This window comes from Salinibacillus xinjiangensis (assembly GCF_009649735.1).
GTDB lineage: Bacteria > Bacillota > Bacilli > Bacillales > Alkalibacillaceae > Salinibacillus > Salinibacillus xinjiangensis.
The window spans coordinates 37,248-50,756 of the sequence record NZ_WJNH01000002.1 but is presented as its reverse complement, the minus strand read 5'-3'; the positions used below and the strand labels follow the sequence as shown (position 1 = coordinate 50,756).

General features: G+C 39.3%; 12 protein-coding genes. 10 read left to right on the top strand and 2 right to left on the bottom strand.

Features of this window, described 5'->3' with window-relative positions:
* Window positions 1-63: 63 nt before the first annotated feature.
* Together GH754_RS02905 and plsY are read right to left on the bottom strand one after the other, a co-directional pair.
* Window positions 64-1,236, bottom strand: a complete 1,173-nt coding sequence (locus tag GH754_RS02905) for a CapA family protein (RefSeq protein ID WP_153727244.1) — start codon at window positions 1,234-1,236, stop codon at window positions 64-66.
* Window positions 1,237-1,314: 78 nt separating this feature from the next.
* Window positions 1,315-1,896: a glycerol-3-phosphate 1-O-acyltransferase PlsY gene (gene plsY / locus GH754_RS02900; RefSeq protein ID WP_153727243.1), complete on the bottom strand. Its 582-nt coding sequence runs from the start codon at window positions 1,894-1,896 to the stop codon at window positions 1,315-1,317.
* Window positions 1,897-2,171: 275 nt separating this feature from the next.
* Here plsY and GH754_RS02895 point away from each other — a divergent pair, with 275 nt between their 5' ends.
* The 10 genes from GH754_RS02895 to GH754_RS02850 all read left to right on the top strand — a co-directional run bounded on the left by GH754_RS02895 (window position 2,172) and on the right by GH754_RS02850 (window position 13,491).
* A complete protein-coding gene (locus tag GH754_RS02895) occupies window positions 2,172-2,585 on the top strand; it encodes a CoA-binding protein (RefSeq protein ID WP_153727242.1) in 414 nt (137 codons plus the stop codon).
* Window positions 2,586-2,831: 246 nt separating this feature from the next.
* Complete coding sequence (gene parE / locus GH754_RS02890) at window positions 2,832-4,784, top strand: DNA topoisomerase IV subunit B (RefSeq protein WP_407690648.1); 1,953 nt, start codon at window positions 2,832-2,834, stop codon at window positions 4,782-4,784.
* A gap of 56 nt (window positions 4,785-4,840) precedes the next feature.
* Window positions 4,841-7,294, top strand: coding sequence for a DNA topoisomerase IV subunit A (gene parC / locus GH754_RS02885; RefSeq protein WP_153727240.1), 2,454 nt, complete (start codon window positions 4,841-4,843; stop codon window positions 7,292-7,294).
* 167 nt (window positions 7,295-7,461) lie between these two features.
* Window positions 7,462-8,241 (top strand): enoyl-ACP reductase FabI, encoded by a 780-nt coding sequence (gene fabI / locus GH754_RS02880; protein WP_153727239.1) that lies wholly within the window; start codon window positions 7,462-7,464, stop codon window positions 8,239-8,241.
* 99 nt (window positions 8,242-8,340) lie between these two features.
* A complete protein-coding gene (locus tag GH754_RS02875; RefSeq protein WP_153727238.1) occupies window positions 8,341-8,952 on the top strand; it encodes a TetR/AcrR family transcriptional regulator in 612 nt (203 codons plus the stop codon).
* Between the two features lie 89 nt (window positions 8,953-9,041).
* Complete coding sequence (locus GH754_RS02870; protein ID WP_153727237.1) at window positions 9,042-10,184, top strand: acyl-CoA dehydrogenase; 1,143 nt, start codon at window positions 9,042-9,044, stop codon at window positions 10,182-10,184.
* Between the two features lie 14 nt (window positions 10,185-10,198).
* Window positions 10,199-11,542 carry an acetyl-CoA carboxylase biotin carboxylase subunit gene (locus tag GH754_RS02865; protein WP_228550116.1) on the top strand — a complete coding sequence of 448 codons (1,344 nt, stop codon included), beginning with the start codon at window positions 10,199-10,201 and terminating at the stop codon, window positions 11,540-11,542.
* Window positions 11,543-11,557: 15 nt separating this feature from the next.
* Window positions 11,558-11,770 carry an acetyl-CoA carboxylase biotin carboxyl carrier protein subunit gene (locus tag GH754_RS02860; protein WP_153727235.1) on the top strand — a complete coding sequence of 71 codons (213 nt, stop codon included), beginning with the start codon at window positions 11,558-11,560 and terminating at the stop codon, window positions 11,768-11,770.
* 32 nt (window positions 11,771-11,802) lie between these two features.
* A complete protein-coding gene (locus tag GH754_RS02855) occupies window positions 11,803-12,708 on the top strand; it encodes a hydroxymethylglutaryl-CoA lyase (RefSeq protein WP_153727234.1) in 906 nt (301 codons plus the stop codon).
* Between the two features lie 3 nt (window positions 12,709-12,711).
* Entirely contained in the window at window positions 12,712-13,491 is a 780-nt protein-coding gene (locus tag GH754_RS02850; protein ID WP_153727233.1) for an enoyl-CoA hydratase, read from the top strand.
* Window positions 13,492-13,509 lie beyond the last annotated feature (18 nt).

Genomic DNA, 13,509 nt, shown 5'->3' with positions numbered 1-13,509 from the left:
AATAAATACAATCACTTACTGAAATTATACACGATTTTTTATAATAGCTTCAATTTATAAACCTTATAAATTAGGAACGGTTTTAATATCATCAGTATAGGTCTTCATATGGTCACTAATTTCATCATACAGTGATTTGGCATCCGAGAGCCCATATTGATTTGCTTTATAAAGTGGTACAATTTTATAATTTTGATAATCTGGTCGATAATTAAAGGTTGGCATAACCTTTACATTAGAAAGATTATAATGTGATTTGTTATTTTCATCAATTGTTTTGCTCAATTGCACTTGCATCACTCCACCAATTCTCTGATAAAGCTTTGCTTGACCTGAGAGAAAGTTCCCAAGAGAGTATACCACAAGTGTTTTATGGCCATTTTCTTGTGTAATCCAATTAACAGGCTGCAGGACGTGCGGATGATGTCCAATAATGATATCTGCTCCTGCCTTACTAACCTCATCAGCTAACAGCTTTTGTACATCGTTAGCTAGACGTTGATTTTCTAATCCAAAATGAAGACTGACGACAACAAAGTCAACTTGAGGCTTTAAATCCTTGATATCCTCTATTATCGTATTGTCGTCAATATATTGGACGAGATAGGGTTTATTTTCTGGTCTTATCAATCCGTTCGTACCGTACGTATAAGCAAGAAAGCCGACCGAAATGCCCTCAGCCTTTAAAATACGTGGCTTTTGCTGGTCCTTCTTGCTACGATATGCTCCCACATATGGCATACCTATTTTCTTATAATAGTCTGTTGCATTTAAAATGCCTTCTTCTCCGACATCTAAGGTATGATTATTTGCCATGGATACTATATCTACACCAGACTCCTTCAGAGCATCCGCTACGTCATAGGGTGAGTTAAACTGCGGATAGGATGATAACCCTAAATCTGTTCCTCCAATAATGGTTTCCTGGTTGGCAAACATCAGGTCTTGCTTTAGCATTGAATCCTTTACCTCGGTAAACATATCTTTGAAGTCATAGCCGTCCGATGTTCTGGCATCTCGATAGACCGAGTCATGAATTAGAATATCTCCTATTGCACCAAGGGTAATTTCCGTTTTAAATGTTTTGTTTGAAATTTTACTATCCTGGAGAGTGCTGTGGTTGTGTATGGTATATTCTGTTTGTCCATTTGCTTCTTCCTGGGTGGATACAATATAACCAATAACAGTCCCTCCAAAGAGAAAGAAAAGGATAAATGGTACGGTCCATTTTTTCATTAAAAACACTCCTTTCCATCTGTATTATTTGTCAATGTAAAAAAACAACACCAAAAAAAGATCTAGGTGTTGTAAGTGTTACATCCATTTAATTTTAGGCTCTGTTTTGTTCATAATCCTTTTTATATTTGCCAAATGTCTATAAATGACAAAAAGGGTGAGTACAGATGTAACGATAATTAACCCAACATTTTGCATAAAGGCAGAGATAATTACAGCCACAATACCCGTAACCATGGAGGACAGGGAAACGTATTTAGAAATTTTTAGGACAATTAAAAATGTTAGAATCATTGCTGTGAAAAGAATAGGACTAATAGCTAGAATGACTCCACCTGAAGTAGCTACAGCTTTACCACCCTTAAATTTCGCAAAAATAGGATATGTATGACCTACAACTGCGAATAAACCAATTACTAAAGGGTTCACGCTCGCATCAAATAGCATAGGTAGAGCTGCCCCTAAGGTACCTTTTAAAATATCAGCAATGGTTACAATTAAACCAGCTTTAACACCTAGTACTCTAAATGTATTTGTCCCACCTAAATTTCCACTTCCATGCTCGCGAATATCAATATTAAACCCTATTTTTCCAACGATTAACGCTGAGGGTATCGATCCAAGAATATAGGCTATAAGTGCAAAAATAACAAATTCCATCTTCTAATTTACTCCCTTGCTTTTACTAACCGGTCATTGCTATCCATAACATTTACATTATTGACCTTTAAGGATAAAATCATAACGAAATGAGCAATCAATGTATATTCTATCATGAATAGTGACAAATTCTGAGGATTTTTTACTAAAAAAGATAAAAAGCTCAATTTTTTTATGAAAAGTAAAAGAGTGAAAAATTCCAGAATTTACTGTCTTCTCTTTCATTATACGTATTTTTTTAATATGATAGAGGAAAAGATGAAAGGATGACTATCATGCAAAATCCCAATAATGAAGAAATTAAGCAAATCTTAGAAGATGCTAAAACAATTGCAGTGGTGGGCTTATCAAACAATCCAGAACGTACATCCTATCAAGTATCAAAGGTAATGCAGGAAGCAGGCTATCGCATTATCCCTGTAAACCCAGCTGTTAAAGAGGTACTTGGCGAAAAAGCCTATCCATCTTTAGCGGAAGTTGATGTGCCATTTGATATTATTAATGTTTTCCGTCGCTCTGAATTTCTACCTCAAATAGCTAAAGAAGCTGTAAATACCGACGCCAAGATTTTCTGGGCACAGCAAGGTGTTGAAAATGAAGAGGCTTATAAATACTTAAAAGAGCACGATTTTACAGTATTAATGGATATTTGTATTAAAGTCGCACATTCTGTTACAATCGGAAAGTAAATGCTTGGTGAGCGAGAAAAATCCCTGTTATGGCAGGGATTTTTTGTTTTTTGTTGAAAAAGGTTATTTGCGTACATAAAAAAAAACGCTAAAATGAAAAGAGTATGTAAAAGGTTCTAGTTGCAAAGAAGAACAATTGTTCTATAATAAATACAAACAGATTAGAGAACATGATAGAATAGGGAATGAAGTAGATCACCATAATTAAACGTAGGTGTATCTATGGAGTTGAAAGGGGAACAAACATTGAAGAGTCAACAGTCGTCCTATAATGATGATTCCATACAAGTGTTAGAGGGCTTAGAAGCCGTTAGAAAAAGACCAGGTATGTACATAGGAAGTACAGACCACCGGGGACTACATCACCTCGTGTTTGAAGTTGTCGATAATGCTGTAGACGAGGCACTTGCTGGATTTGGAAATGAAATAAAAGTAACTGTTCACAATGATGGAAGTGTTTCCATCCTCGACCAAGGACGAGGAATGCCGACTGGAATGCACAAATTAGGTAAGCCGACTCCAGAGGTTATCCTTACCGTGCTTCATGCTGGCGGTAAATTTGGCCAAGGTGGATATAAAACAAGTGGAGGTCTTCACGGTGTAGGTGCTTCTGTTGTGAATGCTTTATCAGAGTGGTTAGAGGTTACAATCTATCGGGATAAGACCATTTATCATCAACGCTTTGAGAATGGTGGTAATCCAGTTACAACCTTAGAAGAAAAGGGGAAAACCCGCAAAACAGGAACGATGATTCGTTTCAAGCCTGATACAAGCATCTTTTCAACCACAACGTTTCAATTTGAAATTCTTTCTGAACGTTTAAGAGAAGCGGCTTTCTTGTTAAAGGGACTTAAAATTGAGCTAGTCGATGAGATTCAGGAACTTTCCGAAACCTATCAATACCCAGACGGTCTACAGTCCTTTGTCGCCTACCTAAATGAGGAAAAGGACACCTTACACCCTGTTGTCGCCTTTGATGGGGAGAACAATGGAATCGAAGTGGACTTTGCCTTTCAGTTTAACGACGGTTATTCAGAAAGTATGCTGTCTTTTGTTAATAATGTCCGAACTAAGGACGGTGGTACCCATGAATCGGGTGCACGCACAGCACTAACACGAAGCATTAACGATCACGCACGAAAAAATAACTTACTAAAGGATAAGGATAAAAACCTTGAAGGCAGTGACATACGTGAGGGCTTTACCGCTATTGTTTCTGTCCGAATTCCAGAAGAGCTGTTACAGTTTGAAGGTCAAACGAAAAGTAAGCTAGGAACCTCAGAAGCACGCTCAGCTGTCGATTCTGTCATTTCTGAGCATCTGTCCTTTTTCCTAGAAGAAAATCCAGAAACAGCAACAATGCTGATTAAAAAGACCATTCGCGCCCGTGATGCCAGAGAAGCGGCTCGTAAGGCGCGGGAGGAAGCCCGTAATGGGAAGAAGCGAAAGAAGCGTGATGCTTTACTTAGTGGTAAGTTGACACCAGCACAATCCAAAAATCCTGAACGAAATGAACTATACCTTGTCGAGGGTGATTCTGCAGGTGGATCAGCAAAACAGGGGCGAGATCGAAAATTCCAAGCTGTATTACCACTTCGGGGCAAGGTAATTAACACCGAGAAGGCGAAAATAGCCGATATCTTTAAAAATGAGGAAATTTCTACTATTATTCATACAATTGGTGCCGATGTTGGCCCAGAATTCAATCTTGATGATATTCGGTATGATAAAATTATTATCATGACTGATGCGGATACGGATGGAGCCCATATCCAAGTATTGTTGTTAACCTTTTTCTATCGTTACATGCGTCCATTGATTGAGGCTGGAAAAGTTTATATTGCTCTTCCACCCCTTTATAAAGTGTCTAAAGGAAAAGGAAAAAAGGAACAAGTGGAGTATGCTTGGGAAGAGGACGAGCTGAAAAAGATTTTGTCTAAATTTAAAAATGGTTATAGCATTCAGCGTTACAAAGGTCTTGGTGAGATGAATGCTGACCAACTTTGGGAGACTACGATGAATCCAGAAACACGAACGTTAATTCGTGTTACGATTGAGGATTTAGCTCGGGCCGAGAGACGTATTACTACTTTAATGGGAGATAAGGTTGAGCCTCGGAGAAAATGGATTGAATCCCATGTAGCCTTCACATTAGACGACGAAGATAACATTTTAGAAAACGATAAACTTCATAATTAACAACATATGCGCTAGAGCTTAATCTAGTTTTAGAATTTCTTAGAGGAGGAAAACCATTGACAGACCAGGCGAAATACTTAGATCTTCCCTTTGAAGAGGTTATTGGAGATCGATTTGGAAGATATAGTAAATATATTATACAGGAGCGTGCATTACCTGACGCTCGGGACGGTTTAAAGCCTGTTCAACGTCGTATTTTATATGCGATGTACCATGAGAAAAATACACATGACAAGCCTTTTCGTAAGTCGGCGAAAACGGTAGGTACCGTGATCGGAAACTATCATCCCCATGGTGACTCTTCCGTATATGATGCGCTAGTTCGAATGAGTCAAACGTGGAAGGTACGTAATGGTTTAGTAGAGATGCACGGAAATAATGGGAGTATTGATGGGGACCCACCTGCTGCTATGCGTTATACAGAAGCGAGACTATCAAGTATCGCTTCTCAGCTTCTTCGTGATATTGAGAAAGAAACGGTAGATTTTATTCCGAACTTTGATGATACCGAAAACGAGCCATTAGTGTTACCGGCTAAGTTTCCAAACCTATTGGTAAATGGTTCAACAGGGATTTCAGCTGGATATGCAACAGATATTCCGCCGCACAACCTAAATGAAGTCATCAACGCAGTGATTATGAAAATTGACCAACCAGATGCTGATGTTGATCAGCTCATGACGGTTTTAAAAGGCCCAGATTTCCCTACAGGGGGTATTATCCAAGGGGTTGAGGGCATTAAGAAGGCCTATAAGACTGGAAAAGGTAAAGTTGTGTTACGTGGAAAGGCAGAAATCGAGAAGCTGCGTAATGGTAGAGAGCAAATCGTGATAACAGAGCTACCCTATGAGGTTAATAAAGCCAATCTTGTGAAAAAGTTTGATGAAAACCGATTGGATCGTAAAGTGGAGGGAATTGTTGAAGTACGTGATGAAACGGATCGTACGGGATTGCGTATTGCCATCGAATTAAAAAAGGATGCCGATAGTGAAGGAATCTTAAATTATTTATATAAAAATACCGATTTACAAATTACATATAATTTTAATATGGTAGCTATTCACAATAAGACTCCACAGCTGATGAGTTTACCTACCATTATCGATGCCTATATTAAGCATCAGCGCGAGGTTGTCACACGTCAGTCCCAATATGAGCTAAAGAAGGCCAAGGATAGAGCCCATATTGTTGAGGGCTTAATTAAAGCCATTTCTATTTTGGATGATGTGATTGCAACCATTCGCTCTTCCAATGATAAACAGGATGCCAAACGGCGCTTAATGGAGCAATATGATTTCACTGAAAAGCAATCTGAAGCAATTGTTACGTTGCAGCTATATCGTTTAACCAATACCGACGTTACTGATTTACGAAAAGAAGCTGAAGAATTGCAAAAGCAAATCTCAGAACTAGAGACGATATTAAACAGCGAAAAGAAGCTTTTAAACGTCATTAAAAAGGACTTGAAAGCGACTCAAAAACAATATAAATCTGAGCGATTAACAAAAATTGAGGATAAAATTGAAGAATTAAAAATTAACCTTGAAGTTATGGTAGCAAGCGAGGATGTCCTCGTTTCCGTAACGAAGGACGGGTATGTGAAACGGACAAGTTTAAGATCATATGCCGCTTCAAATGAGAGTGATTTGACTGTAAAAGAAGGGGATCACCTCATAACACTGCAAGAGGTTAATACAACAGATAAACTTTTGCTTTTCACAAATAAGGGAAATTATTTATATATTCACGTTCATGAACTTCCAGATATTAGGTGGAAGGACCTTGGGCAGCATGTAGCCAACTTAGTTCCTGTTAATAAGGATGAGCAAATTATAAAGGCGATTCCGGTAAGGGAGTTTGAAGAGGATCAATACCTTGTGTTTTTTACGAAAAATGGGATGGTGAAGAAAACGGAATTAAAGCAATACTATGCCCAACGTCGTTCGAAACCACTTGTAGCAATCAATGTGAAAAAAGATGACGAAGTAGTAAGTGTTCACCAGACCAATGGAAGCTACGACTTATTTGTCGCGTCTAATAAAGGCTATGGATTATGGTATCACGAGTCAGAAGTAAATACGGTAGGCCAGCGTGCAGCGGGTGTGAAGGCTATTCAGCTCAAAGAGGATGAATATGTCGTAAGTGGTGAGGTTTTTGACGAATTATCATCACCATCTGTTGTATTGTTAACTCAAAGAGGAGCATGTAAACGGATGGCATTGTCTCAGTTTGAACAATCCTCCCGTGCTAAAAGAGGTCAGGTTATGCTGAAGGAATTAAAGGCTAAGCCTCATCGTGTTGCAGGCTTAATTATGGTAAATGAGCACGACTTTATTCAATATCAGACAAATGATGGAGAAATTCATGAACTCTATCCATTAGAACTGAAGAAGCATGATCGTTATAGCAATGGCTCCTTTGTAGTAGATACGGATTTAACCGGCGATGTCAATAGAGTCTGGAAGAAACCGCAATATGTAAAACCATTTACAAAGGATGAAGAAAACTAATAAAAGGACAACCTGTTTTCGAAATTGGAAACAGGTTGTTTTTATAGAGTAGTTTTTATGGACTACAGGGGGTTTTTTATCTAAAAAATTGAACTTCCTGTCCATTTCATGTATATTAGAACCAGGTACTAATGATAGATAACAATTCTTGGATTTGTTTTAGGAGGATGAAAGTGGATTTATTACAACTAAAGGATAAAAATATTGTGATTATGGGTGTAGCAAACGAAAGAAGTATTGCTTGGGGTGTCGCTCAATCCTTATATCGTGCAGGCGCCAATCTTATTTTTACATACCGACAAGAAAGATCCCAAAAGAAACTCAATAAACTATTAGAAAAACATGACTTTGAAGCAAAGCTAGTCGTACAATGTGATGTTAACAATGATGAAAGTATAGCTGAGGCATTTAAGGAAATTGGCGATCGCGTTGGGGTCATACATGGTCTTGTTCACTCCGTCGCCTTTGCTCATGCAGAGGACTTAAAAGGTGACTTTGTGGATACGTCTCGAGAGGGTTATGCATTTGCCAACGATACAAGTGCTTACTCGATTATTGCTGTAGCAAGAGAAGCTAAGAATTATATGACAGAGGGTGGCTCCATTATTGGCATGACTTACCTTGGTGCACAACGGGTTATTCCGGAGTACAAAGTTATGGGGATTGCCAAAGCGGCTCTTGAAACCTCAATCAAGTATCTAGCAGAGGACTTAGGAAAAGAAAATATTAGGGTTAATGCTATTTCAGCTGGCCCAATTCGCACCCTTGCAGCAAAGGGTATTCCATCCTTTAATGATATCTTGAAGGATGTTGAAGAGCGAGCCCCCCTTCGTAAAAATGTAACCAAGGATGAAGTAGGGGATATGACCATGGCAATGATGAGTCATTTATCGAGAGGTGTTACTGGAGAAATTATTTACGTTGACTCTGGATTTAACCTACTATAAGATCCAAATATTAGTCTCGGGATATTCATCCCGGGGCTATTTTGTATTGCAACTTTTCAAAAAATTGTGATATGATAAAATAGGAAAGGGAGTTGATACATGAGTGAATTAAAAGACAATATTATTGAATCCTCTTTATTACTCTTTGAAAAACATGGCTTTCATGGGGTAACCGTCAGTGATATTGTAAAGCACAGCCAGACATCCAAGGGTGGATTTTATCATCATTTCCAATCCAAGGATGAACTATTGTTTAGAATTCATGATACCTTTATTACTTATGTGTTAAATAAAGCAAATAAAGCCGTAACAACCTACCAAAGACCTACATTACAGCTACATGCAATTATCCAATCGTTTGTGCGAGTCTTTGACTTGTATAAACCTCACATCTCTGTATTCTACCAAGAAAGCATTTACTTAAAACCAGATTTTGAAGAACTTATCAAAAAGAAACGTGATCAATTTAAACAAATTGTATTCCAGGTTATCGAAAATGGTCAGGAGCTAGGCGAGTTTCGGAAACAGCTACCTAGCGAAATAACAGGAATGTCCATTCTAGGTATGGTCAACTGGACGTACAAATGGTACCGAAAAGATGGAAGTAAAACCATCGAGGAGATTGCAGCCATTTTTACAGACATTGTCCTACAAGGAATATTAACGGAGGAAGCGAAACAGGAGCCAGAATTTCGTCATTTATTTCTGTAGGTTTCATCTATGCAATTAAATAAAAGCGCTTACATTTATGCGCTAAACCGACCAACTAGTCGGTCTATAACAAAATAAGGGGGATTTTGATGAACTTTGAGTTAACTAAAGAGCAGGAAATGACGCGGAAAATGGTTAGAGATTTTGCGGAAAGTGTAATCAAGCCAAGAACTATTGAGATTGACCAAAAAGCTGAATTTCCAGAGGACATATTTGATGAGTTGGGAAAATTGGGGTTGCTAGGGATTCCTTTTCCCGAAGAATACGGTGGTTCTGGTGGAGATACCTTAATGTATGCCATTGCCGTTGAGGAAATTGGGCGTGTGTGTGGAAGCACAGGATTAAGCTATGCTGCTGCCGTATCACTAGGTGCATCTCCAATCTATTATTTTGGTACAGAAGAGCAAAAACAGAAATTCCTTGTCCCCCTCGCATCTGGGAAAGGCTTAGGCTCCTTTGGTTTAACGGAACCGAACGCAGGGTCTGATGCAGGTGGAACAGAGACAACTGCAGAGCTTGTAGGAGATGAGTATGTCATTAATGGAGAGAAATGTTTTATCACGAATGCCAGTTTTGCGAAAACGATAACCGTGACGGCTGTGACAGGAAAGGATGAGAAAGGGAAAAAGATTATTTCAGCTCTTATTGTACCAACAGATGCAGAAGGACTAACGATTCGCAGTGCGTATGACAAAATGGGTGTTCGTGGCTCGGACACGGCTGAAATTATTCTTGAAGATGTGCGCGTACCAAAGGAGAACCTACTTGGAGATCCTGAAAAAGGGTTTAAACAGTTTTTATACACACTTGATGGAGGTAGAATCTCCATTGCAGCTTTAGGTCTTGGAATCGCACAGGCTGCTTATGAAAAAGCATTAGCTTATGCTAAAGAGCGAAAACAATTCGGTAAGCCCATTTCAAAGTTCCAAGCCATCCAGTTTAAGCTAGCTGATATGGCTATGGAAGTAGAGCTAGCGAGAAACATGGTTTACAAGGCAGCGTGGTTAAAGGATCAAAATAAACCATTTACCAAGGAGTCTGCCTTTGCCAAGCTTTATGCAACAGAAACTGCGTTCCGAGCGTCCAATCAAGCCATTCAGATTCACGGAGGATATGGCTATATGCGGGAATATGAGGTGGAACGCTACTTGCGTGATGCCAAGCTATTAGAAATTGGAGAAGGAACTTCTGAGATTCAGAGACTGGTCATTGCTAGACAACTAGGATGCTAGAGGAGGAATGCCTTTTGAGTTTTCAAAAAATATTAGTAGCTAACCGTGGTGAGATTGCCGCTCGAATTATTCGAACTTGCCAAAAATACAATATAAAGACCGTCGCCATTTATTCAGAGGCTGACGAGTCAGCACCTTTTGTCAAAATGGCAGATGAAAGCTACTGTGTTGGCGGAAACCGTGTAAATGAAAGTTATTTAAATAAAAATAGAATCATAGAAATAGCTAAAGAGACAAATGTGGACGCGATTCATCCAGGATATGGACTTTTAAGTGAGAATCCTTTATTTGCTAAACAATGCGAAGTGAATCAGATTACTTTTATCGGTCCATCAGCTGAATGTATTGAGAAAATGGGCAGTAAAATTGAAGCGAGAAAAACGATGAAAGAAGCAGGCGTTCCCGTTATTCCAGGTACAGAGGATCCAATTGTAGATGTTGAGGATGCCAAAGTCAGGGCAAATGAAATAGGTTACCCGATTATGCTTAAGGCCTCTGCTGGTGGAGGCGGCATCGGGATGCAAATTGTTCAAAATGAGGAAGAACTAATTAAGGCCTATGAAGGCAACTCTCAGCGTGCAAAAAATTTCTTTGGTGATGGAACGATGTTTTTAGAAAAAGTCATCGAAAACGCTCACCATGTAGAAATTCAATTGTTAGCAGATCAGCATGGAGATGCCATTTACTTGTTTGAAAGGGAATGCTCCATTCAAAGGAGGCATCAAAAAGTATTAGAAGAAGCCCCATCCCCTCTCTTAACAGAGGAGACGAGACGTAAGATGGGAGAGGCATCTATTCAGGCTGCTAAGGCTATTCAGTATGCAAATGCAGGAACCATTGAGTTTTTAGTAGATGAGGAGCAAAATTTCTACTTTTTAGAAATGAATACGAGATTACAGGTCGAGCATCCTGTCACGGAAGAAATAACGGGTTTGGATTTAGTCAAAGAACAATTGGATATCGCAACAGGTAAACCATTGAATATCAGTCAGGCTGATCTTTCAATTAATGGCCATGCTATCGAGGTTCGCATATATGCAGAGGATCCCAAAACATTCTTTCCTTCACCTGGGACGATTACTATTGTTCAACCACCAGAAGGAAATCACATTCGTAATGAACTAGCAGTGGAACAAGGAAGTAAAGTCACACCATTTTATGATCCAATGATCGCTAAATTAATTGTCACTGGTGGGACGCGTAAAGAGGTCATTGAAAGGTTACAAGAGGCATTGGAGAATTACCAAGTGGAAGGGATTAAAACCAATATTCCTTTACTACAGAAGGTTGTGCAAGACCCTACTTTCCAAAGTGGGATGACAAGAACTTCATTTATTCAAGAATCCATTCAAGTATAAAAGGAGAGGTCAATAATGAATCAAATCGTTGCAAATATGGCAGGTAGTGTATGGAAAATTGTTGTTCAAGAAGGAGATACGGTTGAGAATGGTCAGGACGTTGTGATTTTAGAATCGATGAAAATGGAAATCCCGGTGAGTGCTGAAGCTGAAGGGGTTATAAAGGAAATCAAGGTGGCTGAAGGTGATTTTGTGAATGAAGGAGATGTGATTGCGACAATAGAGTAATAGCTTTTCGTCGTTAGAAAGGAGGTTATCAATTGGCATTACCTAAACACGTTACGATAAAAGAAGTAGGACCAAGAGACGGCTTACAGAATGAATCGGACATGATTCGAACGGAGGATAAAATTGACTGGATCAATCTCTTGTCTCAAACAGGACTATCTTATATTGAAATAACATCCTTTGTCCATCCCAAATGGATCTCTCAATTAGCAGATGCAATTGAAGTTGCAAAGGGGATTGAGAGAGAAAAGGATATTACCTACGCTGCACTTGTGCCCAATAAAAAAGGCTTGGAGCGAGCGTTGGAGGCTAATGTAGATGAAATATCTGTTTTTATGTCAGCGAGTGAATCCCATAATCGAAAAAATATAAATAAATCCATAGAAGAAACTTATCCTGTGCTAGAAGAGGTTGTGCTTGGTGCGAAAAAACAGCAAAAAAGTGTTCGTGGATATGTCTCCACAGCATTTGGATGTCCCTATGAAGGAGATATTGACGTGAAGGATGTCATTCAGGTTTCCAAAACCTTATTTGACATGGGGATAGATGAACTATCGATTGGAGACACGATTGGGGTGGCAAATCCACTACAAGTTCAGCATTTTTTAACTGAATTTCGAGAACATTTACCAGAGCAAAAGGTCGCACTTCATTTTCATGATACCCGAGGAACTGCCCTTGCCAATTGCTTAGTAGCAATGGAACTAGGATTTGATACATTTGATAGCGCATTAGGAGGTCTTGGCGGTTGTCCATATGCCAAAGGTGCATCTGGAAATCTCGCAACAGATGACCTGTTCTATATGTTAAATGGAATGGGGATAGAAACCAATATTGACCGTGAAAAACTGTTACAAGCCGCCTCCTTCATTCAAAGCAAAATGAAAAAATCATTATCTAGTCACCAAATGCAAATTCTCAATCAAGGGAGGGAGTAAGAAATGAGTACGGTTTTATTTGACGTCATTGATCAGCATATTGGATTGATTACGCTAAATCGCCCCTATGCAGCTAATGCTTTTTCCAGCAAGCTACTACAGGACTTTAATACAGTACTAGACCAGGTAGAGGCTAATAAAAAGCTCCGAGTCCTGGTGGTCAAAGGGAGCGGTGAAAAGGCTTTTTGTGCTGGAGCAGATTTAAAGGAACGGGAAGGAATGTCAGATGCGGAAGTGATTCAGGCCGTTCGCTCAATTAAGCAAACACTCACACGCGTAGAGCAGTTATCTATACCATCAATAGCAGCTATGAAGGGTGCTGCATTTGGCGGCGGATTAGAGTTAGCGTTAGCCTGTGATATTCGAATAGCGAGTACAGAGGCCAAGATGGGACTTACGGAAACTTCACTTGGCATCATCCCTGGAGCAGGTGGAACCCAAAGATTACCTCGTCTAATCGGACCTGGGAAGGCAAACTATTTGATTTTAACTGCCAACCGGTTGTCTAGTACAGAGGCCTATGAATATGGTATTGTCGAGCAGCTTGTTGAACGAGGTAGATTAGTAGAAGAGGTGTTATCGGTTGCTAGAGCTATAGCTAGTAACGGGCCAATTGGCGTACAACAGGCGAAAAAAGCTATACGGCTAGGACTTGATACAGACCTCTCAAGCGGATTAAAAATAGAAGAAAAGTGCTATAAGGAAACCATTCCGACTGAGGATCGAATGGAAGGCATTAAAGCCTTTAAAGAGAAAAGAAAACCAAATTATATGGGCAAGTAATCGTGGTTAAAGGAGTGA

Excerpts from the sequence above, each read along its gene's own strand:
- GH754_RS02905 (WP_153727244.1), bottom strand. The coding sequence starts at position 1,236 with ATGAAAAAATGGACCGTACCATTTATCCTTTTCTTTCTCTTTGGAGGG.
- plsY (WP_153727243.1), bottom strand. The coding sequence starts at position 1,896 with ATGGAATTTGTTATTTTTGCACTTATAGCCTATATTCTTGGATCGATA.
- GH754_RS02895 (WP_153727242.1), top strand. The coding sequence starts at position 2,172 with ATGCAAAATCCCAATAATGAAGAAATTAAGCAAATCTTAGAAGATGCT.
- fabI (WP_153727239.1), top strand. The coding sequence starts at position 7,462 with ATGAAAGTGGATTTATTACAACTAAAGGATAAAAATATTGTGATTATG.
- GH754_RS02875 (WP_153727238.1), top strand. The coding sequence starts at position 8,341 with ATGAGTGAATTAAAAGACAATATTATTGAATCCTCTTTATTACTCTTT.
- GH754_RS02870 (WP_153727237.1), top strand. The coding sequence starts at position 9,042 with ATGAACTTTGAGTTAACTAAAGAGCAGGAAATGACGCGGAAAATGGTT.
- GH754_RS02860 (WP_153727235.1), top strand. The coding sequence starts at position 11,558 with ATGAATCAAATCGTTGCAAATATGGCAGGTAGTGTATGGAAAATTGTT.
- GH754_RS02850 (WP_153727233.1), top strand. The coding sequence starts at position 12,712 with ATGAGTACGGTTTTATTTGACGTCATTGATCAGCATATTGGATTGATT.